General features: G+C 65.2%; 21 protein-coding genes. 9 read left to right on the plus strand and 12 right to left on the minus strand.

Annotated features, from left to right (window positions below):
* Window positions 1–81: 81 nt before the first annotated feature.
* Together IVB23_RS33225 and IVB23_RS33230 are read left to right on the plus strand one after the other, a co-directional pair.
* Window positions 82–1,314, plus strand: coding sequence for an acetyl-CoA C-acetyltransferase (locus tag IVB23_RS33225; RefSeq protein WP_247801357.1), 1,233 nt, complete (start codon window positions 82–84; stop codon window positions 1,312–1,314).
* 343 nt (window positions 1,315–1,657) lie between these two features.
* A complete protein-coding gene (locus IVB23_RS33230) occupies window positions 1,658–1,960 on the plus strand; it encodes an HU family DNA-binding protein (RefSeq protein ID WP_035705209.1) in 303 nt (100 codons plus the stop codon).
* A 70-nt stretch (window positions 1,961–2,030) separates the two neighbouring features.
* On the opposite strand, the gene IVB23_RS33235 is transcribed toward IVB23_RS33230, so the two are convergent.
* From IVB23_RS33235 to IVB23_RS33255, 5 genes are all read right to left on the minus strand, one after another.
* Window positions 2,031–2,186, minus strand: a complete 156-nt coding sequence (locus tag IVB23_RS33235; protein ID WP_162832024.1) for a hypothetical protein — start codon at window positions 2,184–2,186, stop codon at window positions 2,031–2,033.
* Between the two features lie 5 nt (window positions 2,187–2,191).
* The gene (gene lon, locus IVB23_RS33240) at window positions 2,192–4,573 is read right to left on the minus strand and encodes an endopeptidase La (protein ID WP_247801358.1); all 2,382 of its coding nucleotides are present in this window, start codon (window positions 4,571–4,573) and stop codon (window positions 2,192–2,194) included.
* 8 nt (window positions 4,574–4,581) lie between these two features.
* Window positions 4,582–4,965, minus strand: a complete 384-nt coding sequence (locus IVB23_RS33245) for an Hsp20/alpha crystallin family protein (RefSeq protein WP_197969438.1) — start codon at window positions 4,963–4,965, stop codon at window positions 4,582–4,584.
* Between the two features lie 165 nt (window positions 4,966–5,130).
* On the minus strand, window positions 5,131–5,697 hold the full coding sequence (locus IVB23_RS33250) for a DUF892 family protein (RefSeq protein ID WP_061883444.1): 567 nt from the start codon (window positions 5,695–5,697) through the stop codon (window positions 5,131–5,133).
* Window positions 5,698–5,807: 110 nt separating this feature from the next.
* Window positions 5,808–6,014: a hypothetical protein gene (locus tag IVB23_RS33255; protein ID WP_061883443.1), complete on the minus strand. Its 207-nt coding sequence runs from the start codon at window positions 6,012–6,014 to the stop codon at window positions 5,808–5,810.
* 341 nt (window positions 6,015–6,355) lie between these two features.
* On the opposite strand from IVB23_RS33255, the gene IVB23_RS33260 reads away from it, so the two are divergent.
* Together IVB23_RS33260 and IVB23_RS33265 are read left to right on the plus strand one after the other, a co-directional pair.
* Window positions 6,356–7,009 carry a class II aldolase/adducin family protein gene (locus tag IVB23_RS33260; protein ID WP_247801359.1) on the plus strand — a complete coding sequence of 218 codons (654 nt, stop codon included), beginning with the start codon at window positions 6,356–6,358 and terminating at the stop codon, window positions 7,007–7,009.
* 13 nt (window positions 7,010–7,022) lie between these two features.
* Window positions 7,023–8,810, plus strand: a complete 1,788-nt coding sequence (locus IVB23_RS33265) for a chloride channel protein (protein WP_247801360.1) — start codon at window positions 7,023–7,025, stop codon at window positions 8,808–8,810.
* 7 nt (window positions 8,811–8,817) lie between these two features.
* Here IVB23_RS33265 and IVB23_RS33270 read toward each other — a convergent pair whose 3' ends face one another.
* On the minus strand, window positions 8,818–9,069 hold the full coding sequence (locus IVB23_RS33270; RefSeq protein WP_247801361.1) for a DUF2798 domain-containing protein: 252 nt from the start codon (window positions 9,067–9,069) through the stop codon (window positions 8,818–8,820).
* Between the two features lie 316 nt (window positions 9,070–9,385).
* Here IVB23_RS33270 and IVB23_RS33275 point away from each other — a divergent pair, with 316 nt between their 5' ends.
* From IVB23_RS33275 to uraD, 4 genes are all read left to right on the plus strand, one after another.
* The gene (locus IVB23_RS33275) at window positions 9,386–9,784 is read left to right on the plus strand and encodes a hypothetical protein (RefSeq protein WP_061883442.1); all 399 of its coding nucleotides are present in this window, start codon (window positions 9,386–9,388) and stop codon (window positions 9,782–9,784) included.
* Between the two features lie 1,295 nt (window positions 9,785–11,079).
* On the plus strand, window positions 11,080–11,493 hold the full coding sequence (locus tag IVB23_RS33280) for a DUF3830 family protein (RefSeq protein ID WP_131870951.1): 414 nt from the start codon (window positions 11,080–11,082) through the stop codon (window positions 11,491–11,493).
* A complete protein-coding gene (gene puuE, locus IVB23_RS33285) occupies window positions 11,494–12,429 on the plus strand; it encodes an allantoinase PuuE (protein WP_197967006.1) in 936 nt (311 codons plus the stop codon).
* 4 nt (window positions 12,430–12,433) lie between these two features.
* Entirely contained in the window at window positions 12,434–13,321 is an 888-nt protein-coding gene (gene uraD / locus IVB23_RS33290) for a 2-oxo-4-hydroxy-4-carboxy-5-ureidoimidazoline decarboxylase (RefSeq protein ID WP_197967014.1), read from the plus strand.
* Here the strand turns inward: uraD and IVB23_RS33295 are convergent.
* Both IVB23_RS33295 and IVB23_RS33300 read right to left on the minus strand, forming a co-directional pair.
* Window positions 13,318–16,044 (minus strand): molybdopterin cofactor-binding domain-containing protein, encoded by a 2,727-nt coding sequence (locus IVB23_RS33295; protein WP_247801362.1) that lies wholly within the window; start codon window positions 16,042–16,044, stop codon window positions 13,318–13,320. The two genes, uraD and IVB23_RS33295, sit on opposite strands and share 4 nt — an antisense overlap.
* The gene (locus IVB23_RS33300; RefSeq protein WP_061877873.1) at window positions 16,041–16,868 is read right to left on the minus strand and encodes an FAD binding domain-containing protein; all 828 of its coding nucleotides are present in this window, start codon (window positions 16,866–16,868) and stop codon (window positions 16,041–16,043) included. The genes IVB23_RS33295 and IVB23_RS33300 overlap by 4 nt, the downstream gene beginning before the upstream one ends.
* 153 nt (window positions 16,869–17,021) lie before the next feature.
* Here IVB23_RS33300 and IVB23_RS33305 point away from each other — a divergent pair, with 153 nt between their 5' ends.
* On the plus strand, window positions 17,022–18,371 hold the full coding sequence (locus IVB23_RS33305; RefSeq protein WP_247801363.1) for an 8-oxoguanine deaminase: 1,350 nt from the start codon (window positions 17,022–17,024) through the stop codon (window positions 18,369–18,371).
* A gap of 110 nt (window positions 18,372–18,481) precedes the next feature.
* On the opposite strand, the gene IVB23_RS33310 is transcribed toward IVB23_RS33305, so the two are convergent.
* The 4 genes from IVB23_RS33310 to IVB23_RS33325 form a co-directional block, all read right to left on the minus strand.
* On the minus strand, window positions 18,482–19,558 hold the full coding sequence (locus tag IVB23_RS33310; RefSeq protein ID WP_247801364.1) for a BMP family ABC transporter substrate-binding protein: 1,077 nt from the start codon (window positions 19,556–19,558) through the stop codon (window positions 18,482–18,484).
* A gap of 75 nt (window positions 19,559–19,633) precedes the next feature.
* Entirely contained in the window at window positions 19,634–20,551 is a 918-nt protein-coding gene (locus IVB23_RS33315; protein WP_247801365.1) for an ABC transporter permease, read from the minus strand.
* The gene (locus tag IVB23_RS33320) at window positions 20,538–21,629 is read right to left on the minus strand and encodes an ABC transporter permease (RefSeq protein WP_247801366.1); all 1,092 of its coding nucleotides are present in this window, start codon (window positions 21,627–21,629) and stop codon (window positions 20,538–20,540) included. The genes IVB23_RS33315 and IVB23_RS33320 overlap by 14 nt, the downstream gene beginning before the upstream one ends.
* Window positions 21,613–23,184, minus strand: coding sequence for an ABC transporter ATP-binding protein (locus IVB23_RS33325; RefSeq protein ID WP_247801367.1), 1,572 nt, complete (start codon window positions 23,182–23,184; stop codon window positions 21,613–21,615). Before IVB23_RS33325 ends, IVB23_RS33320 begins: the two co-directional genes overlap by 17 nt.
* Window positions 23,185–23,330: the final 146 nt, after the last annotated feature.

The raw sequence follows: 23,330 nt of genomic DNA on the forward strand, positions 1-23,330 counted from the left end.
CGAAGAAGCCCATCCAGATTGACTCTCCTCTCCCCGTTATTCAGAACTGTCCTCAACACTCATAACAAGAGGACAGCGCCCATGACCGACGCACTCATCATCGATGCCTGCCGGACCCCACGAGGCATCGGCAAGGCCGGCAAGGGAGCGCTCTCCGGCATTCATCCGCAGCAACTGGGCGCAACCGTGCTGCGCGCGCTTGCCGATCGCACCGGCATCGATACGGCCGACGTCGACGACATCGTCTGGGGCTGCAGCGCGCAGGTCGCAACGCAAAGCGGCGATCTCGGCCGCATGTCCGCGCTCGATGCCGGCTACGACGTGCGCGCCAGCGCGGTGACGCTCGACCGCTTCTGCGGCTCCGGCATCACGAGCGTCAACATGGCCGCGAACTCGATCATGGGCGGCACTGAGGACCTCGTCATCGCCGGCGGCTGCGAGATGATGTCGATGGACGGACGTCGCGGCAGCGGCCCGATGATGATGGACGGCGGCAATCTCCGTCTGCGCGCGCGGCATCCCCAGTCGCATCAGGGCGTCTGCGCCGATGCGATCGCGACCATGGAAGGCATCACGCGAAGGGATGTCGACGCGCTCGGGCTGGAGAGCCAGAAGCGTGCCGCGCATGCGATCGCGAACGGCCACTTCAAGAAGAGCCTCGTGCCCGTCCACCGCGAGGACGGCAGCCTCGCGCTCGACCACGAGGAGTATCCGCGGCCGCAGACCACGATGGAGGGCCTCAGCAGCCTGAAGCCGGCATTCCCCGCGATCGCGGACTACGCGCTCGACGACAAGGGCACGACCTATCGCGGCCTGATCCTGCAAAAATATCCCGATCTGAACATCGACTTCGTGCATCACGCCGGCAACTCCTCCGGCGTCGTCGACGGCGCCGCCGCGATCCTTCTGGCTTCGCCGGCTTACGCCAAGGCACACGGCCTGAAGCCGCGCGCCCGCGTGGTCGCGATGGCCAACATGGGGGACTCGCCGACCTTGATGCTGAACGCCCCGGTGCCGGCGACGCGCAAGGTGCTGGCGAAGGCGGGCCTCACCATCGACGACATCGACCTGTTCGAGATCAACGAGGCTTTTGCGGTGGTGACGGAAAAATATATCCGCGACCTCAAGCTCGACCGCGCCAAGGTCAACGTCAATGGCGGCTCGATCGCCCTCGGCCATCCGATCGGCGCCACCGGCTCGATCCTGATCGGCACCGTGCTCGACGAGCTCGAGCGGCGCGACCTCAAGCGTGGTCTCGTCACCATGTGCGCCGCCGGCGGCATGGCGCCCGCCATCATCATCGAGCGCGTCTAGCCGATCGCCCCTTACTTTCTCCCTGTTTTTGCGGGGCGTAAGACCGGCGACATGTGATCCGACCCTTATTTTTCAGGGTGAAACACGACCGGCCTTTCACAAAGAGGCCGGTCTTCGCTTGTCGAAAGCGGCGAATCAGTTCTAGCAAGATGTCGTGCGGGCCTTTGAAACAAGGCAAAATCCGCTGCTCAAGGCTCCTTCCGCACTGGAAGTGGCTAAAATGCAGGGTTTTTTGCCACAGAGGGCCAAAAAAGCCCGTAAAATCGCGACAAAACTGTGCAGAAGGCTATAGGCCTTCGCCGGTTGGTCTAATATGCAGCCGTCACGAATCAGAGGAGACACGATGGCAACCCAAATGTCCAAATCGCAGTTGATCGAAAAGATTGCGACCGCCACAGAGCTTTCCAAGCGCGACGTCAAGAACGTCATGGAGACGCTGACCGACGTCGGCCACAAGGAGCTCAAGAAGAACGGCCTGTTCCTGGTGCCGGGCTTCGCCAAGTTCGTGGTCATCAAGAAGCCCGCGACCAAGGCGCGCAAGGGCACCAACCCGTTCACGGGTGAAGAGATGATGTTCAAGGCCAAGCCGGCCCGGAAGATCGTCCGCGCCCGCCCGGTCAAGGCCGCCAAGGACGCCGTGTCCTAAGAACGCAAAGACCCCCTTGCAGGAGGGGGCCTTTTGTTTGGGGCAGCCGCGAGGGCTTGAGACGGAGGGCTCAACCCTTGCGGCGCTTCACCCGGACCGGGACCGGCTGAAGCCGCGGCTCAGGTGCCGCAAGCGCATCACGAACCCGGTCGATCGCGCGATCGAGCAACTGGCGCAGCCGCTGCGTCTTCCGCGATCTCTTCGCTTTTTCCAGCAGTTTCTTCATCGCATTCACTCCGCAGCTTCGACCTTGACCTCGGTCGGCTCGAGCGCCGCGGCGATGGCCTCGTCGACGCGCTCCAGCCAGATGAACTCAAGGTTGTCCCGCGCGCTCTTCGGGATGTCGTCGTAGTCCCGCTTGTTGCGCGCGGGCAGCATCACCCGCTTCAATCCGGCGGCAGCCGCAGCCACCACCTTCTCCTTGATGCCGCCGACCGGCAGCACCAAGCCGCGCAGCGAGATCTCGCCGGTCATCGCGGTGTCGCTGCGCACCGTGCGATTGCTGAGCAGGGACGTCAGCGCCGTGAACATCGCGACGCCCGCGCTCGGCCCGTCCTTCGGGGTTGCGCCCGCGGGGACGTGAACGTGGATGTCGCTCTTCTCGAACGCTTGCGGATCGATGCCGAGCTGAGAGGCCCGGCTCTTCACCAGCGTTAGCGCAGCCTGCACGCTCTCGCGCATGACGTCGCCGAGCTGGCCGGTCAGGATCAGACCGCCCTTGCCGGGCACGCGCGTCGCCTCGATGAACAGGATGTCGCCGCCGACCGGCGTCCAGGCAAGGCCGGTGGCCACGCCGGGAACGCTGGTGCGCAGTGCGATCTCGCCTTCGAAGCGCGGCTGGCCGAGCACGGTGGCGATGTCCTTCGGCGCGATCACGACCTTCGTGGCCGTGCCTTCGGCGACCTGCACCGCGGCGTGGCGGAACAGCTTGCCGATCTCGCGCTCGAGGTTGCGCACGCCGGCCTCGCGGGTATAGCCCTTGACCACCAGCTTCAGCGCCTCCGGCTCGATCTCGGCCTGCTCGGCCGAGAGGCCATTGGCCTCGAGCTGCCGCCGCACCAGATAGCGCTGCGCGATCTCGAGCTTCTCGTCCTCGGTGTAGCCGGCAAGGCTGATCAGCTCCATGCGGTCCAGCAGCGGACCCGGGATCTGGTCCAGCATGTTGGCGGTCGCGATGAACACCACGCGCGACAGGTCGAAGGGCACGCCCAGGTAGTTGTCCCGGAACGTCCCGTTCTGCTCGGGGTCGAGCACCTCCAGCATGGCGGCGGAAGGATCACCCTGCACGCCGCGGCCCATCTTGTCGATCTCGTCCAGCATCATGACGCAGTTCCGGCTGCCTGCCTTCTTGATGCCCTGGATGATGTTGCCGGGCAGCGCGCCGATATAGGTGCGCCGGTGGCCGCGGATCTCGGCCTCGTCATGCACGCCGCCCAGGCTGACGCGCACGAAGGGGCGATCCATCGCGCGTGCGATGGATTGACCGAGCGAAGTCTTGCCGACGCCGGGCGGGCCGACGAAGCACAGGATCGGCGCCTTGCCCTGCGGGGCGAGCTTGCGCACCGCCAGATATTCGATGATCCGGCTCTTGATCTTCTCCAGGCCGAAATGATCCGCATCGAGGATGCGGCGCGCCTCCTTGATGTCGATCGGCTTCTCCGCGGGCAGCGCCCAGGGCAGCTCGATCAGCCAGTCGAGATAGGTGCGGACCATGCCGGCTTCGCCGGCGGCTTCCGGCATGCGCTCGTAGCGGCGCAGCTCCTTCTTGGCGTGCGCCTCCGCCTCCGGGGGCATGTTGGCCTTGGCGATCGCCGCCGTCAGCTCGGTGACCTCGGCCGCCTTGCCGTCGCCTTCGCCGAGCTGGCGCTGGATGGTCGCCATCTGCTCGCGCAGGATCGCCTCGCGCTGCCGCTCGTCGAAGGAGGCCTTGGTCTGCTGGCCGATCTCCTTGCTGATGCGCAGCACCTCCAGCCGCTCGGCCAGATGCTTCGACACCTTCTCCACGCGCAGGGCGAGGTCGATGGTCTCCAGCACCTCCTGCTTGTCCTGCGGCTTGATGTCCATGAAGGAGGTCGCCAGATCCGCCAGCGCACCGGGCGCGCTGGTGCCCTGGAAGACCGCGGCCAGCTCGGGCGGCGCCTGCGGCAGCAGCTCGATCGCCTCGATCGCCAGGCGCTGCAGGTTCAGCGCGCGCGCCTCGATCTCGGGTGAGGTCGTGGTCGGCTCGGGGATCTGCTGGAAGCGGGCGGCCGGGAACGGCGTCCCCGGCAGGAAGTCGAGGATGCGCGCGCGCTGCACGCCTTGGCAGACGATGTGATGAGTGCCGTCGGGCGCGGTGATGTAGCGCACGATGTTGGCGATGGTTGCAACCCTGTAGAGATCGTCCGGCCCGGGGTCATTGGTCTCGGGGCTGCGCTGCAGGACGATGCCGATCGGCCGCTGCTCGCGCAGCGCCTGCTGCGCGGCGGCGATGGACTTCGCCCGGCCGATCGTGATCGGGGCGATGGCGCCGGGAAACAGCACCATCTCGCGCACGGGGATGATGATCAGCGCGTCCTCGGGGATCTTCACGTCGTTATTGGTCTGTTCGTTGTTCATCTGTTCGTTGGCCATGATCGACCTCAGGATTTGGCGAGGCGCAGCGCGACGCAGCCGTCCATCACGAAGCGGCTGATGGCGTAGCGGCCAAGGGGCAATGCAATGCGGCGCTCAAAACGCCCCTGTGGCAGCTCGAGCCGATGGATGCGGGCGTTGCGAAGCTCCGACGGAAGGGTGCGCTGGCCGGAGATGACGAGAACGCCGTCATGGATGACCGTCTCGACATTGTCCGGATTGACGCCGGGAAGCGCCACCAGGATCAGGAGCTCACGCTCGGTTTCGAGCACGTCGATCGGCGGCTCCCAGCAGGCTTCCTGGCGGCCGAACTGCTGGCGCAGCCGATCGGCGCGGGTCAGCGAATCCAGGGCTTCGGACAGCATCCAGTCGAGGGGATTTTTGGGTTGCATGATGCGGGCTCGGGGGTGGGAAAGCCTGCATATGGGGCTGGTTCCCGGGAAATCCAGTGCGGTGGCGCCGGTGTGCCATGCGCCGTCATTGTATCGAACAAGAAAGCGTCGAACGAGAAAACGCCGCGGCGCGGGCCGCGGCGTTTCGTCATTGGCCGGTGCGGGTCAGGCCGCGGCGCGGTACTCTTCTTCCGCTTTCAGGTTGATCACGGAGGTGGCGAGCTCCGTCAGGGTGTGATCGGTGGCCTCTTCCTCGTCCAGCGTTTCCTGGAGCAGCCTTGCCGCGTCCTGCATGCCGAGTTCCTCGGCCCAGGTGCGGAGCGTGCCGTAGCGGGAGATCTCGTAGTGCTCGACCGCCTGGGCGGCCGCGAGCAGTCCGGCATCGAGCGCCGGCGCTCCCTTGAACTCCTTCATGATCTCGGCGCCCTCGTCGGTGATGCCGTTGATGGCCTCGCAGGGCTTGCCGCGTGCGGGCTTGCCCAGCATCCTGAAGATCTGGTCCAGCCGCTTGACCTGGCCCTGGGTCTCGCGCAGGTGCTTGTTGAAGGCGGCGGTCAGCTCTTTCGACTGCGCTGCCTTCGCCATCTTGGGCAAGGTCTTGATGATCTTGTTCTCGGCGAAATAGATGTCTTTCAGCGTCGCCAGAAACAGGTCGCTGAGCATCTTCGGCGCCTGACGCGGTCGCCGCGCCGCTGTCTTCCTGGTCGCGCGTTTCTTTGCTCGCTTAGCCATACGTCCTCCTCTTGAGGTGACACGGGAAGGCATCGCCTTCCTCAATCCTCGGGCGATCAAAACCTTCGGAGAACGAAAGTTCCAAACTGCAACCCGCGTTCGCGGATCGCTCAGGTCGGGCGCTTGTACGGGTCTTCCTGACGCTGCCGCTCTTCCGTCGCGCGATCGAGGCGTGCCCGCTCGCTGCGGCGCAGGTGGCCGGCCTTCATCACCCCGTAAACGAGGACCCCGCCGAGCACGAACGCGCCGATGAACCAGAGCCAAAGCATCTGAGCCGAGGCGTGGCCCAGGAGCATGCCAACTCCGCTGTCACTCATGATTGGTCTCCACCGATCTCCATTGCGGTCATGCTGAGCTAAGTCGGCTGTCGAAACCTCGTTCCAAGCGCCCTTGGTCGCACTGGAAGTGCCGTGCTCTCGCGCGTCCTCGCATGCTGCTCGCGGCCTCCTCGGCGTGGTTCGTGATCACCGGGATTGCTGCGGTCCGGGCGAGCCCGCCATTGGGCCGCGACAATCCGTAGATTCCTTCATATTTCCATCCGTTTCGTGGTTTGGCAGGGGCGTCGCCGAGACGGAGAGGATCCGGGACTCTTTCGCTTGCGCTGCCATATTGCTTTGACGTACTTCCGGTCTAACAAGCCCTTCGTCAGGAAATCGCGATGTCGATGAGAGCAGACGAACTCGCCACAAGACAGGCCATTATCGATGCCTGCCGGCGCATGAACGCGCTCGGCATCAACCAGGGCACCTCGGGCAATATCAGTGTCCGGCATGTCGACGGGCTCCTGGTCACGCCGACCAGCGTGCCCTATGACGCCATGTCGCCGGACCAGATCGTCTTCATGGCCATGGACGGCACACACGCGCCCGATCAGAAACCGTCCAGCGAGTGGCGCTTCCATCGCGACATCCTGAAGTCGCGGCCCGACGTCAATGCGGTGGTGCACGCCCATCCGACCTATTGCACCATCCTGGCGATCATGGGCATGGAGATCCCGCCCGTGCACTACATGATCGCGGCGGCCGGCGGCGACAGCATCCGCTGCGCGCCCTATGCGACATTCGGAACGGCGGAGCTGTCCGAACATGCGGTGCGGGCGCTGGAAGGCCGGCTTGCCTGCCTGCTCGACCACCACGGCATGATCGCGATCGGCAAGACGCTGGACAAGGCGATGTGGCTCGTCGTCGAGGTCGAGACGCTGGCGCGGCAATATCACGGCTGCCTCCAGATCGGACGGCCGCCGCTGCTCTCCAGCGACGAGATCGAGCGGGTCCGCCGGCGCATGGCCGGCTACGGACTGGCGGAAGGGTAGGGGCGGGCAGAGGGTGTTCGTGCGGATCAGGCATCTCGTCGATCGCAAGGGGACGAACCGCACCATGGTTCGGCTGCGCGCCCTGCTGCGCAGCAACGAGTTCTACCTGATCCCGCTTGCGCTCGTGATCGGCACGCTCGCGGGCTCGGTCGTGACGCTGATGGCCCAGATTGCCCAGCTCGCGCATGTGGTGATCTACGGCATTCCCATTGATGTTCACCTGTCGGCTCACGAGAGCGTCAGTCCGTGGGCGGCCCTGATCGCGCCTGCGCTCGGTGGGCTGTCGCTTGGAATCATGGAATGGTCGCGGCGGCGCATGAAGATATCGAACGCCGTCGACCCGATCGAGGCGAACGCGCTGCGCGGCGGCAATCTGTCGATGCGCGACAGCGTGGTGGTGTCGAGCCAGACGCTGATCTCCAACGGCTGCGGCGCCTCGGTCGGCCTCGAGGCCGGCTATACCCAGATCGGCTCGGGCATCGCTTCGCTGCTCGGCAAGTTCTTCAATCTTCGCCGCAACGATCTGCGTCTGATGGTCGGTTGCGGCGCGGCGGCCGCGATCGCGGCGGCGTTCGGCGCGCCGATCACCGGCGCCTTCTACGCCTGCGAGCTGATCGTCGGCGTCTATTCGGTGGGCAGCGCCGCGCCGATCCTGGCGGCCTCGCTGGCGGGCGCCCTGACCGCGCAATGGCTGGGCGGTGCACCCTATTCGCTGGAGATCCCGAAGGTCAGCGCCGTCGGCGTCGAGCAGTACCTGGCCCTGATCGTGCTCGCCCTCATCACCAGCGGCGTCGGCATCGCCGTGATGCGCTCCTCGCCGATGTTCGAGCGCCTGTTCGCCTGGATGCCGGTCTGGCTGCGTCCGGTGATCGGCGGCCTCATCGTCGGCGGCTTCGCGATCATCACGCCGCAGGTGTTGGCAGCCGGCCACGGTGCCATGGTGCTCGATCTCTTTCACGAGATGACGATCGGCCTGATCGCGCTGGTCATCGCCTTGAAGGTAACGGCCTGCCTGATCTCGCTCGCCTCGGGTTTTCGCGGTGGCCTGTTCTTCGCCTCGCTGTTCGTCGGCAGCCTGATCGGAAAGTTCTTTGCCGCGGTGCTGCTTCTGATCAGCCCGAACTTCGCGATCGATCCGCTGGTGGCGATGCTGACGGGAATGGCGACGCTCGGTGTCGCCATCGTCGGCGGTCCCCTGACGATGTCGTTCCTCGTGCTCGAGATGACCCGCAATGTCGACGTCACCGCCGTGGTGCTCGCCGGCTGCATCGTCACCTCGATCTGCGTCCGCTTCATGTTCGGCCACTCCTTCTCGACCTGGCGGCTGCATCTGCGCGGCGAGACCATCCGCAGCGCCAACGACGTCGGCTGGCTGCGCAACCTCACGGTCGAACGGCTGATGCGCTCCGACGTCGGCAAGGTGCCGTCGACCACGACGATCGCCGCGGTCCGCCGCGAGTTCGCGCTGGGCTCGCGGCCGGGAGTCGTCATCGTCAACAATGCGGACGAATATGTCGGCCTCGTCCTGCTGCCCGATTTGTTCTCGGGCGATCTCGACACCATTGCCGACGATATCCAGGTGATCGAGCTCGCCCGCCTGATCGACATCGTGCTGATCCCGGAAATGAACGTGAAATCGGCGATGGCGGTGTTCGACGAGGCCGAGGCCGAGATGCTGGCGGTGGTCGATTCCACCGACAGCCGCAAGGTGGTCGGCTTCCTCACCGAGAGCTTCGCCCGCCGCCGCTATGTCGAGGAGATCGACAAGGCGACGAGGGGCGTGCTTGGGGCGCTCTCGTAAGGATCGGCTATCGGCCGGGCGGCGCTGCGACGAGGCAGGCCACGATCCGGCGGACCAGTGGCAGGACCATGAGCAGCGTCGGAAACGCCACGAGCCAGGACAGCGCCCAGGCGCCTGGCCAGGTCGCCAGGAACGCCGGTGTTGCGCCGAGGCTTCGCAGCGTCGATATGACCGATCCCACCGCGGTCATGAGGATGGACAGCACGAATGGCATGACGATCGGCGCATAGCGCGCCGGCAGTTTGCGAACCGCAATCATCTGAACTTCTTTCGAGGAAAAGGACGCGTCGATCACGTTGAAACCTTGAAAATTGCATCGATCCCGACGGCGTCGGTTGATGCGTTGGTTCACGTGAAACGCTTACGGCGACCGAGAAACGGCGCGGCTGTTCATTAACCGCTCAGGTTGGATGGTTCAAGCTGGACCTGATCGTTCGGTTTACAATCGTTCAAAGCGTGGCAGATCGCCGCGATCATGAAACTATTTCAATGGTTTGCGCGTTGTAGGAGGTTTGCTTATGTCTTTTTGGCGAGAACAGAGGCGAGAACAGAGGCGAGAACAGAGGAAGGTCGAGATGAGTATTGGACCGATGATTTCCGCAGCCGGCCGCAACACGGTCGTGGCCGCGTTCGCAAGCCTCGCCCTGATCGCGGTCTCCGCATCCCCGTCCACGGCCGCCTCGGCCGGGACACCGGCCGCGAAGGCGGCCGTTGCCGGCCAGGCCGCGTCCGACGTCACTGATTTCAGCGCAGCCCGGCGTCGCCATTACCACCGACGCGGGGCGAACGCCGCAGGTCTCGCCTTCATGGGCATGGCGGCAGGTCTGATCGGAGGCGCGATCGCCGAGAGCCGCCGCCGCGAGTACTATGAGAACCGCTACTATTATGGCCCGCGTCCTTACTATGGCGGCCCGGGCTATTACGGCGGCGGTCCCAATTATTACGGTCCGGGCTATGGTTACGCGCCATATTGAGCAGGCCAGCTGACGGATTGAGTTGCCCAGAAGAGGGCTGCGCTGCGTGCCGCCCTCTTTGATGTATCGGTACGTTGTAGCCCGGGTGAGCGCAGCGATACCCGGGACCGTGCTTGTGAAAACCCGGATGTCGCTTCGCTCATCTGGGCTACGGCACCTTGCTGTGTCGCCCTCTTGTCAATCCACCACCGCGAAAATATTCCACTTTACCGAAATTCGGATTTGTCGTATGTGTCGCCCATCCCGGCTCATTCTTGAGGGGCGATCATGAGGTCGTCATTGTCGCGAGCCGGGCTTGCGGTGGACGCGGCAGCGTCGGGCGCGAAAGGTGCGGGCAGGGAGGGTAGTCCCCGGTGAGCCCGTGGCCGCGCGCGGACGAACGGCGCTGCTAGGCTTCGTCTCGCCTGTAAGTTTCCGGCTCCGTCGACAGGGCCGGGAAAACTGCGGCGAAATGGCGAACCGCGCGTACGGCAAAACCGTGTGGTCCTGGCCGTCGTTGCTACGGTCAAGCTCTTGCGGAGGCGGCAGTCGCGTCAACCGGCGCGGAGGTCGGTGAATTTCGCGAGGGTGAGGGAGGCCAGAACGAACTCGGCTCCCGGGAGAGCGCGGCATAAGCCGTCCGACCATCGCGCAGGGAAGGCCGAGTGATTGGCACCACCTGTATGCTGCTGTGCGGTCTCTTTGCGCTACATCTTCGCGCAGCGGACCGCGGGTGCGAGGTCAGCACCCGGTCTTCCCTGTGCCCTCTTGGCTCGAGAGGGTGAGCGACGAAGCAAAGCTCGGGCGAGTTCAGCCGCGAGAACGCGACGGCGTGTCTGCAGCCACATCCACCGTCATTGCGAGGAGCGTAGCGACGAAGCAATCCAGAATCCCCTCCGCGGAAAGACTCTGGATTGCTTCGCGGAGCCTGTCATCGGGCGGCGCTTCGCGCCGACCCGGTGGCTCGCAATGACGCGGAGGAGAGAGCGTGCGCCAAACTCCACTCTCGTGCCCCGGACGCAGCGGAGCGTCTCTTCGACGGTGCGTTGCAGAGCCGGGGCCCATGTTGCGGCATCGGGCCGTGTGGCCCCTGGGGCGCGGCCAATTATTCGGCAATTCCGGCGGCGGCGCCGGTGGACTTGCCCGCCACAATCCGGTTCAATGAACCGGTTGAGTTTTCAGGCGACGAGGGTGTCGAGACATCTTCTGGTCCCGGCGCTGCCGGGCTTCACTCCACCACTTGCGTGAAACTGTCGGGAATGCTCTTTGCTTGAGCGTTATCCGTGGGGCCACCGGTCCCGATTCAGAGAGATGAGATGAGCAAACTCGTTATCAGCGCCGGCGATTTCACCTTCGATGCCCGCTTCGAAGAGCAATTGGCGCCGAAGACCGTCGCCGCGTTTCGCAAGGCACTGCCGTTCGAAAGCCACATCATCCATGTGCGCTGGAGCGGTGAGGGCGTATGGATGCCGCTCGGCGACCTCGATTTCGGCGTCGGCTACGAGAACCACACCAGCTATCCCGCGCCCGGCCAGATCATCCTTTACCCGGGTGGCATCAGCGAGACCGAGATCCTGCTCGCCTATGGCGGCGTGCATTTCGCGAGCAAGATGGGCCAGCTCGCGGGCAACCATTTCATCACGCTGACCTCGGGCCTGGAGAATCTGGCGACGCTGGGCAAGAGCGTGCTGTGGAAGGGCGCCCTGCCGATCCGGTTCGAGGAAGTCTGAGTGACTGAGCCCCGCTACCCGCGCGATCTGCGTGGCTACGGCCGCAACCCGCCGCATCCGCAATGGCCCGGTGACGCGCGGGTCGCGGTGCAGTTCGTCGTCAATTTCGAGGAAGGCGGCGAGAACAACATCCTGCACGGCGACCGCGCCTCGGAAGCCTTCCTGTCCGACGTGCTCGGCGCGCAGCCCTGGCCGGGCCAGCGCCACGCCAATATCGAATCGATGTTCGAATATGGCTCGCGCGCCGGCTTCTGGCGGCTGTGGCGGATGTTCACCGCGCGCAACTGGCCGACCACCGTGTTCGGCGTCGCCACCGCGCTCGCACGCAATCCGGAAATCGTCGCGGCGATGAAGGAGGCGGGCTGGGATATCGCCAGCCACAGCCTGAAATGGATCGAGCACAAGGACATGACGGAGGCGCAGGAGCGCGCCGAGATCGCCGAGTCCATCCGCGTGCATATCGAGGCGACCGGCTCGCGGCCGCTGGGTTGGTACACCGGGCGCTCCTCGATCAACACCAACCGGCTGCTGATGGAGGAAGGCGGCTTCCTCTATCTCTGCGACTCCTATGCCGACGATCTGCCCTATTGGGTGAAGGGTCCGGGCGGCAAGCAGCTCATCATTCCCTATACGTTGGACGCCAACGACATGCGCTTCATCAACCCGCAAGGGTTCGCGGAAGGCGAGCAGTTCTTCACCTATCTGAAGGACGCCTTCGACGTGCTCTACGCCGAAGGCGAAACCGCGCCGAAGATGATGTCGGTCGGCCTGCATTGCCGCCTCGTCGGCCGGCCCGGCCGCGCAGCAGGCTTGATCCGCTTCCTCGACTATATCGGCAAGCACGAGCGCGTCTGGGTGCCGACGCGGCTGCAGATCGCGCAGCACTGGCACGATAGGCACGCCCATCTTGCCGTCAACGCATTCGAGATCGGGTGAGATGATGTCGCAGATCTCGCTCGCCGACCTCAACGCCGCCAGCAAGGCCGACTTCGTCGCCGCGCTCGCCAATGTCGTCGAATATTCGCCATGGATCGCCGAGCAACTCGCGGCAAAGCGGCCGTTCGCCGGCATCAATGAGCTGCACGCCGCGCTGATGGCGGCGATCCAGAGTGCCGAGCCTGACGTGCAGCTGGCGCTGATCCGGGCGCATCCCGATCTCGCCGACAAGACGCAGCGCGCCGCCGGCCTCACCGCGGAATCGACCGACGAGCAGAACAGCGCCGGGCTCGACCGGTTGTCGGAGGCCGAATATGCGGCGTTCGAGCGTGCCAACGGCGCCTACCGCGACAAGTTCGGCTTCCCCTATATCGTCTGCGTGCGCCGTCACACCAGGGATTCCGTGCTGCGCGACTTCGAGACGCGACTGCTCAATATCGCCAAGACCGAGACGCGACGTGCGATCGAGGAAATTGGCCGCATCTCCGCGCTGCGGCTAGATCAGCTCGTCATGGCCGACGACAGGCTGAAGGTGCACGGCCGGCTCTCGACCCATGTGCTGGACAATCACATTGGCAAGCCCGCGCCGGGCGTCCCGATCGAGCTCGTCGAGCTCGCGAGCCTTGGCGAGAGCCGCATCATCGCGCGCGCGGTGACCAATGCCGACGGGCGCACCGACCAGCCTCTGATCGGCGGTCGCCCGCTGCCGATCGGCCGCTACGAGCTCAGATTCCGCGTTGCCCAATACTACGCGGAGCGCAATGTGCCGCTGTCCGATCCGCCGTTTCTCGACGAGATCCCGCTGCGCTTTGCGATCAGCGAGCCGGAAAGCCATTACCACGTGCCGCTGCTGGTCACGCCCTGGAGCTATTCGACCTATCGCGGCAGTTAGCTGCCGAACTTCTCGTGCAGCGCCGGAAACAGCCGATCCGGTTTGAAGGGCGGTGCGGTGAAGCGAATACCGGTGGCATCCGCAATTGCGTTGCCGAGTGCAGCGGCGACCGGATTGTACGGGCTCTCGCTCATCGACTTTGCGCCGAGCGGTCCGATCGTGTCGGACGTCTCGGCGAAGTGCACCTCCGTGCGTGGAACGTCGGCGAAAGAGGGCAGGTGGTAGTCGCGGAATTTCGGGTTGACGACGCGGCCGTTCGCGTCGATCACCATCTCCTCGTAGAGCGCAGCGCCGAGCGCCTGCGCCACGCCGCCTTCGACCTGACCGCGGCACTGCATGGGATTGGCGACGACGCCCGCGTCCGCGGCGTGCACGCTCCTGAGAATCTTGAGCTCGCCGGTGCCCTTGTTCACGGCGACACGAAAACCCTGCACGTTGAAGCCGACCGAACGCGGCGTGCCGGTGGAATTGCCGGTGCCTGCGAACGGCTGGCCGCGCTCGCGGGCGAGCTTCGCCAGTTCCGTATACGGCATGCGCCGTACGCCGCTGACGACGGCGTCCCCATCGAGCACGCAAGTGTCCACGTCGCACAGCCACGCGCCGGCGGCGGCCGCCCTCAGCTCGGTCGCAAGCTGCATCGCCGCCGCATGCGTCGCCTTGCCCGCGACGAAGGTGCCGGCGCTGCCATAGGCGCCGGTGTCGTGGCCGCCATGGGCGGTGTCGGACTGGCGAAGGTGGATCCGCTCGACCGTGGTCGCGAGCGTCGTCGCGGCGATCTGGAGGTGCACGGTGCTGGTGCCGTTGCCAAACTCGGCCGTGCCGACGGTGAGATCGAAGCCGCCGTCATCGTTGAGCGCGATCGTCGCGTCGGCGATGTGGCCAGCCGGCGGCACCGTATCGATCATGGTCAGCGCAATGCCGTTACCGATCAGCCATTCCGGCGACAGGTCCGGCTGCGGGCCATCAGCCTGCATCGCGCGCTCGACGAGGTCGAGGCACTGGTCGAGCCCATAGGAGCCATAGAGCACGTCGTGATAGTCGGACGGCGGCGGCGACAGCATGGGATCGCCGGGCTTGACGATATTGCGCCGGCGCATCTCGTAGGGACTGATGCCGAGCTGACGCGCGAGCTCGTCGATCGCGGCTTCCACCGCGATCAGCGCCTGCGGCAGGCCGTAACCGCGAAACGCCCCCGCCGGCACCGTGTTAGTGTAGACGGCGAAGCCGTCCACCCGTTTGTTCGGGCAATTGTACACGCTGATGGACTCGGCCAGAGCGTGGAACATCACGGGGCCGGCATGATTGCCGTAGGCGCCGGTATTGGAGAGCACGTCGAGCTGGAGCGCGGTGAGCTTGCCGTCGGCATCGGCGCCCGCCTTGATGTGGACCCGCATCGGATGCCGCGTCGAGGTCGCGATGAACTGCTCCTCGCGGGTGAGCTCCAGCTTCACGGGCCGCCCGGTCCTCAGCGCAGCGAGCGCCAGGATGTCCTCGACGAACATCTCCTGCTTGCCGCCAAAGCCGCCTCCGACGCGTTCGCAGAACACGCGGACCTTGTCCATGGGAAGCTGGAAAATGTCCGACAGCGCGCGCCGGGTCAGGAATGGGACCTGCGTCGAGGTCCGGACATTGAGCGCGCCTGCGTCATCGAGCCATGCGAGGCCGCCATGCGTCTCCAGTGCCGCATGCTGTACACGGTGACTGTGGAAAGTGGCCTCGTAGGTCACGGCGGACGTGGCGAGCGCCGCGGCGACGTCGCCGAACTCGCCGTGCGTTTCTGCGACGAGATTGCGCTGCGCGTCCGCGACGCGGTTCGCAATGGTGCGGTTAGGATGAATGATGGGCGCGCCCGGATCCATCGCCTGCTCCGGATCGCTCAGCGCCGGCAGAATCTCGTAGCTGACTTTCAGCCTGCGGCATGCCTCCTCGGCGGCGGCTTCGGTCTCGGCGACGACGGCGGCAACCCTTTGGCCGATGAAACGCACGACATCGTCGAGGATTTGGGTGTCCTCGGGGTCCATCCAGTCCTTCTCGTGCCGCGCGGTCGACATCAGCACGGATGGCGCATCCTCATGCGTCAGCACGGCATGCACGCCGGCTACGCGAAGGGCGTCCGACCTGTCGATCGTGAGGATCCTGGCGTGAGCATGCGGCGAACGCAGCAGCTTGATGTGCAGCAGTCCGTCGATGGCGGTATCGAAGGTGTAGCGCGTCTTGCCGCGCACGATGTCGGGACCCGCCGGCGCCGGCAGGCTACGGCCGAACGCGGCGCCGGCCTCGACGCTCGCCTCGACATTGGTCTTGCCGAGGATCGCATCCTCGATCGAACGATAACCGGTGCAGCGGCAGATATTGCCCTTCAGAGCTACGCCGAGATCGGTCCGCTGGGCCTGGTTCAGCGAGGCACAGGTCAGGATCATGCCGGCGGTGCAAAAGCCGCATTGAAAGCCCTGCGCATCGAGGAAGGCCTGCTGCATCGGATGCGTGCCGTCATCTCCGCCAAGACCTTCGATCGTGGTGACGGCGCGTCCCTCGGCGCGGAACGCCGGGATCAGGCAGCTGTGCACCGGCTCCCCATCGAGCAGCACGGTGCAGGCACCGCAATCGCCGGCATCGCAGCCCTTTTTGACGCCGAAATGGCCGAGCTCGCGCAGGAACGTGCGCAGGCACTGGCCGGCGCGAGGCTCCTGAGAAAATGCCTTGCTGTTGACCTCGAAGCTCATGGCCGCGTTGCTCCCAGGAGTTCACAGCGAATTTCCTCGGCGAGCCGCAGCGTCATGTGCTTGCGCCAGAGTGGCTTGCCGTGGATGTCGGTGTTGTACAACTCCTCGGTGACCCCTTCCGAGACGGCGGCGCGGAGCGCAGCGGCGTCCGGCGCCTTGGCAAACGAGAGCTGGACCGGCCGCACCGTCGATGCGGTGATCGTCAATGTCAGTTTGCCGTCCGGATCGAGGCTGCCGATCAGAAGCGCTGCCGAGCGGCCGACGGGGGCCAGCGAAATCTGGCGAAAGGCCGCGCGACGGCGCAATGCCGCAATCGGGATATCGATCTGGCGCAGCAGGTCGCCGGGCATGAGACGGTTGCTCTGGTTGCCGGTGACGAAATCGACGACGGGAATGTTCTGCTCGCCGCCCCCGGCCTTCCAGATGGTGCAGACGCCGTCGAGCGCCGATGTGAGCGAGATCATCGGTCCCGCCGGCAGCGACATGCAGAGATTGCCGCCGACCGTGGCTGTCTTCCAGATCTTGAAGGAGGCGAGGAAGGCCCGGCAACACTGGCCGATCAATGGCGCTGCGAGCCAGTCGGGCGGGCAGGATAGACCGTCCAGCTGTGCAACCGTGCAGGTGGCGGCAATGGAGAGATGGCTGTCCGTGATCGTCAGCGCCGGCCATCTCAGATCGGTGAGATCGATCAGTCGCCTCAGGTGGACCTGCGGCTCCGAGTACAGCCAGGTGCCCCCTGCAAGCCAGGCATCACCTGTCGTCCAGGCAGGCAGTTGCGCGCGCGTTTGCGGGTGGGCCACCGTCGTGATGGTATTCAAATCCATGGCTGCGCCAGCGCTTCCGCCCAGGGTGAATCGTGGAGACGAGTCTTGCAAGACCGGAGCCAAGCCGCAACAAACAAGTCGTAGCAATACCGTGTTCGGGCTGGCGTTCCCCTTGCAGGCTGGTCGTCATTCGGCGTGTGGAGAAGCAGGATCATGAGCGATGCGAAGCCCCTCTGGGTCAGGGATCCCCTCGCCATCCTTGCCGATGGTGCCGAACGCGGCATCGTGGTGAAGGACGGCCTGATCGTCGAGCTGGTGCCGGCCGGCGGTGCGCCTGCAACCGCGGATGTCGCAGTGTTCGATGCAGGCGAGCATGTCGTGCTGCCGGGCCTGATCAATACCCATCATCATTTCTACCAGACGCTGACGCGGGCGCTGCCGGCTGCAATGGACCGGCAGCTGTTTCCCTGGCTCCAGGCGCTGTATCCGGTCTGGGCGAGGCTGACGCCTGAGGCGCTCGAGCTCGGCGTCACGGTGGCGATGTCCGAGCTGCTGCTCTCCGGCTGCACCACCACGACCGATCACCACTATGTTTTCCCGGCAGGGCTCGAGGACGCCGTCGACATCGAGGTGGCAGTGGCACAGCGACTGGGTGTGCGGGTGCTGCTGACCCGGGGCTCAATGAACCTGTCGCAGCGCGACGGCGGCCTGCCGCCTGACAGCGTCGTGCAGGACGAGGATACGATCCTCGCCGACAGCGCGCGCGTGGTCGCACAGCATCACCAGCGCGGTGCGGATGCGATGGTGCAGATCGCGCTCGCGCCGTGCTCCCCGTTCTCGGTGACGACCTCGCTGATGCGCGCGACCGCCGATCTCGCCGACAAGCTCGACGTGCGCCTGCACACCCACCTCGCCGAGACCGAGGACGAGAACAAATTCTGTCAGCAGATGTACGGCTGCCGCCCGCTCGACTATCTCGAGCAATGCGGCTGGCTCAATGCGCGAACCTGGCTCGCCCATGGCATCTTTTTCAACGACGACGAGATCAAGCGCCTCGGTAAGGCGAAGACGACCATCAGCCATTGTGCCTGCAGCAACCAGCTGCTGGCGTCCGGCTGCTGTCCCGTCTGCGAGATGGAGGAGGCCGGCGTCGGGATCGGGATCGGCGTCGACGGCTCGGCGTCGAACGACGGCTCAAACCTGATGCAGGAGGTACGCGCCGCTTTCCTGCTGCAACGGGCCCGCTACGGGGTGACGAAAGTCAGGCACAAGGATGCGCTGCGCTGGGTCACCAAGGGCTCGGCGGCCTGTGTCGGCCGGCCGGAACTCGGCGCGATCGCCGTCGGCAAGGCCGCCGATCTCGCGCTGTTCAGGCTCGACGAGCTGCGCTTCTCCGGTCACGGCGATCCGCTGGCTGCCCTGGTGCTGTGTGGGGCGCATCGGGCCGACCGGGTGATGGTGGCCGGAAAATGGACGGTGATCGACGGCGCGATTCCGGGCCTGGACGTGGCAGACCTCATCCGCCGCCACGGTTCCGCGGCGCGGGCCATGCGGGCGGAATAGGCCCGGGCAAGATGGAAAGAGGGGGCAGCCACAAGTGCCGGGTGCTTCTGGCCACCCCCTCCGAACCTCCTCCGGGAGGAGCAGGTGAATTGGGGAATGCAAGAAGCGTGCTACTTGCCCGGCAGCTTGTCGTCGATGCCTTTCACGTAGAAATTCATGCCAAGGATCTGGCCGTCGTCGAGGTGATCGCCGCCCTTGCACTCGACCGGCTTGCCGTCCTGCCCAACGATCGGGCATTTGAACGGATGCAGCTTGCCCGCTGTGATCGCGGCCTGGGCATCCTCGGCCATCTTTTTCACATCGTCCGGCATGTTGGTGTAGGGCGCCATCGCGAACATGTGGCTGTCGAGGCCGCCCCAGGTGTTTTCTGACTTCCAGGTGCCGGCGAGCTCGGCCTTGACGCGCTCGATGTAGTAGGGGCCCCAGGTATCCAGGATCGAGGTGAGCTGGGTCTTGGGCCCGAACTTGATCATCTCGGAATCCTGGCCGAAGGCGAGCTTGCCGCGTTCGCTGGCGATCTGCATGGCGGCGGGCGAATCCGTGTGCTGCATGATGACGTCGGCGCCCTGGTCGATCAGCGCCTTGGCGGCGTCGGCTTCCTTGCCGGGATCGAACCAGGTGTTGGCCCAGATAATCTTGATCTTGATGTTCGGGTTGATGGTCTGCGCCGCCAGCATCGTCGCGTTGATGCCGGAGACGACCTCCGGAATCGGGAACGAGCCGATGTAGCCGAGCACGCCCGACTTCGACATCTTCGCTGCGATCAGGCCTTGAATGTAGCGGCCCTGATACCATTTCGCCGAATAGGTCGACATGTTCGGGTTGCGCTTGTAACCGGTGGCATGCTCGAAATGCACGTTCGGATATTTCTTGGCGACCTTCAGCGTCGAGTCCATGTAGCCGAAGGACGTGGTGAAGATCAGCTTGTTGCCGGCGCGGACCAGTTGCTCGATCGAGCGCTCGGCGTCGGGGCCTTCGGGCACGTTCTCGAGGTAGGTGGTCTCGATCTTGTCGCCCAGTTCCTTCACCAGCGCCTGACGACCGAGGTCGTGCTGATAGGTCCAGCCGAGGTCTCCGATCGGACCCACATAGACGAAGCCGACCTTCAGCTTGTCGGCGGCGGAGGCTGCACTGACGTTCCCGGCAAGCAAAAGCCCGGCAGTCAGCGCAAGAAGTGATTTCCTCATCATCGATCTCCAACATCAGGGGAAAGCCACGATCCGCAACGCGCGCGCCCCATCGCGCCCGCCGCGGAATGAGGTTCAGCGGTCAGGCACGAACACTGTGCCGAGCGCGGCTGGCGCGGTCGAGCCACCGCCGCGTGCGCGGGAGAGCAGGACCAGGACGATAACGGTTGCGAGATAAGGCAGTGCCGACATGAATTGCGAGGGAATGCCGACGCCCCAGCCTTGCGCGTGCAGTTGCAGGATCGTCACCGCGCCGAACAGATAGGCGCCGGCCACGAGCCGGCCTGGCCGCCAGGACGAGAACACTACCAGCGCCAGCGCGATCCAGCCGCGGCCGGCGGTCATGCCTGGAACGAAGAACGGCGTATAGGCGAGCGGCAGATAAGCGCCGGCAAGGCCGGCGCAGGCACCGCCGAACATCACGGCGAAGGTGCGGATGCGCAGCACGGGATAGCCGAGAGCATGTGCGGAGACATGATTGTCGCCGCAGGCGCGCAGGATCAACCCCGCCCGCGTGCGGTACACGAACCGCCAGACGCCGACGATCAGTGCGACCGAGAAATAGACAAAGCCGTCCTCGCCGAACAGCACGCGGCCGATCAGCGGAATGTCCGTCAGGACGGGAATATAGAGGTGCATTGCCGGCGTGATGCGCTCGCCGACGAAGCCGGCGCCGATCAGGCCGGAGAGCCCGACGCCGAGGATGGTCAGCGCGAGACCGGTCGCAACCTGGTTGACGGCGAGCCCGAGCGCCATCAGCGCGAAGACGAGCGACATCAGCGTGCCCGCGACCACGCCGAACAGCGCGCCGATGAAGATCGATCCGGTCAGCCAAGCGCCGGCAAAGCCGCAGGCCGCGCCGACGATCATCATGCCCTCGACGCCGAGATTGAGCACGCCGGAGCGCTCGGTCACGAGTTCGCCGGTCGCCGCGATCAGCAGCGGCGTCGACGCGGCGAGCACCGCGAGGATGATGGCTTCAACCAGCTCCACGAGTCACCTCTCGGTTCGGGAAGACCAGCTTGAAGCGGTAGAGGATGAGGGAATCGCAGGCGAGCACGTAGAACAGCAGAATGCCCTGAAAGACCTTGGTGACGTCCAGCGGGATCTTCATCGCGATCTGCGCCTGCTCGCCGCCGATGAAGGTCAATGCCAGGAATAGGCCTGCGATGAGTATTCCAACTGGGTTCAGACGGCCGAGGAAGGCCACGATGATCGCGGTAAAGCCGTAACCAGGCGAGATGCCGGGCTGGAGATGCCCGATCGGACCTGCAACCTCGATGATCCCGGCGAGGCCCGCCAGTGCGCCTGATACCGCGAAGGTCAGGACGATCAGCTGATTGGCATTGAAGCCGCCGAACCGTGCCGCACGGGGCGCAGCTCCAACCACGCGGATCTCAAAGCCTTTGATGGTGCGCCCGAGCAGGATCGCCGCTGCTGCGACGACGAGCAAGGCGATGATCGAGCCCAGATGCAGCCGGCCGCCTTCGATCAGCAGGGGGACGGTCGCCACCGGATCGAATTCCGCCGTGGTCGGGAAATTGAAGCCCTGCGGGTCGCGCCATGGCCCGCGCACGAGATAGTCGAGGAAGAGGTCGGCGACATAGACCAGCATCAGGCTGGTCAGGATCTCGCTGGCGCCGAACTTGACCTTGCAGATCGCCGGGATCAGCGCATAGAGCGCGCCCGCTGCGGCGGCGAGGACAAACATGGCCGGCAGCACCCAGGCGCCGGCGTCGGTGCCTTGCGTCTTCACCGCGATCCAGCTTCCGGCGACTGCGCCGATCAGGAATTGCCCTTCGGCGCCGATGTTCCAGGCGTTGGCGAGATAGCAGAGCGACAGCCCGATCGCGATCATCACCAGCGGCGTTGCCTTCACCGCGATCTCCTGGAGCGAATAGCCGTCGGTCAAGGGCGCGATGAAATAGGCGTGCAGGGCGAGCAGCGGATTCTTGCCCAGTATCGCGAACAGGATGACCATGGTCAGGATGGTGAGGCCGATCGCGATCAGTGGGGACACCAGCGCGATCGTGCCGGAGCGCTCGACGCGCTTCTCAAGCACCAGCTGCATGCGCGACCTTCTTCGGTTCCAGGCTGCTGCCGCCCATCAGGAGGCCGAGCTTTTCGCGGCTCGCGTCGCTTGCTGCGAGCGGAGCGGAAAGCTTGCCGTGGAATATCACGGCGATGCGGTCGGCGATCTCCGCGAGCTCGTCGAGATCCTGGCTGGTCACGAGGACGGCGGCGCCTGCGGTTGCGAGATCGAGCAGCGCCTGCCGGATGACGGCGGCGGCGCCGGCATCGACGCCCCAGGTCGGCTGGTTCACCACCAGCACAGCGGGGGAGCGCAGGATCTCGCGTCCCACGATGAACTTCTGCAGATTGCCGCCGGAGAGGCTCGCGGCTTCCGGATCGCGTTTGGCCTTGCGGACATCGAATGTCTCGGTCGCACGGTCGACCGCCTTCAGCGTGGCTGCGGTGTCGATGAAGCCACGGCGGACCATGCCGCTGGCGGCGTGCCCGGTGAGCAGCGCGTTCTCCGACAGCTTCATGCGCGGCGCGGTGCCGTGGCCGAGCCGCTCCTCGGGTACGAAAGCGGCGCCCAGCCTGCGCCGCTGGGTGATCGAGAGATGGCCGGCGGCGATGCCTTCGATCACCACCGTTCCAGGGTCCTTCGAGAGGCGCTCGCCGGAGAGCGCGGCGAACAGTTCGTCCTGGCCGTTGCCGGCGACGCCGGCGATGCCGAGGATCTCGCCGCCCTTCAGCTCGAACGAGATGTGCTCGAGCCGCACGCCATGCGCGTCTGCGGGGGGCAGCGAAAGATCGTCGACGACGAGCCGCGGCACGGTGGTCTTGCGGCCGGATGCGGCCTTCACTTCCTTGATCTCTCCGCCGACCATCATCCGTGCGAGCGAGGCCGCGGTCTCGAGCCGCGGGTTGCAGGTCTCGACCTTCCTGCCGCCGCGCAGGATCGTCGCGGTGTCACAGAGGCGCTTCACCTCCTCCAGCTTGTGGCTGATATAGAGGATGGCACGGCCTTCGGCCTTGAGGCGTTCCAGCACGATGAAGAGCTGGTCGGCTTCCTGCGGCGTCAGCACCGCGGTGGGCTCGTCCAGGATCAGGAATTTCGGATCCTGCATCAAGGCGCGGACGATCTCGATGCGCTGGCGCTCGCCGACCGACAATTGCCAGACTTCGCGCCTGGGATCGAGCGGCAGTCCATAGGTCTTCGACACCTGCTCCAGCCGCGCCGACATGTCCTTGAAGGACTCTTTGCCGTCGAGGCCGAGCGCGACGTTCTCGGCGACGGTAAGATTGTCGAACAGCGAGAAATGCTGGAACACCATACCGATGCCAAGGCAGCGAGCTTCCGAGGGACCGGAAAGCACGATTCGTTGGCCCTGCCAGCGAATCTCGCCGGCGCTGGGCTGGATCAGACCGTAGATGGCCTTGACCAGCGTCGACTTGCCGGCGCCGTTCTCGCCGAGCAGGGCGTGAATTTCACTCGGCCAGATGTCGATGTCGATGGAATCGTTGGCGAGGAAATCGCCATAACGCTTGGTGAGGCCGCTCGTCCTCAGGAGCGGGAAATCACCGGAATGCTGGCCGTTGGGCGTCGGATCTAACATTCGCTGATGCGCTTGCATGCGTGACGTGTTTCGATAGTGGGCCAATTTGAACCGCGCTGTAAGATGTGAAAAAGCATCATCCCTTGCTCAACGTTTCGGCGGGCGATCGGCCCAGCGGGTCGTCTACCGTGCTGAGCGACCAGGTC

The organism is Bradyrhizobium sp. 191 (genome assembly GCF_023100985.1).
Taxonomy (GTDB): Bacteria; Pseudomonadota; Alphaproteobacteria; order Rhizobiales; family Xanthobacteraceae; genus Bradyrhizobium; species Bradyrhizobium diversitatis.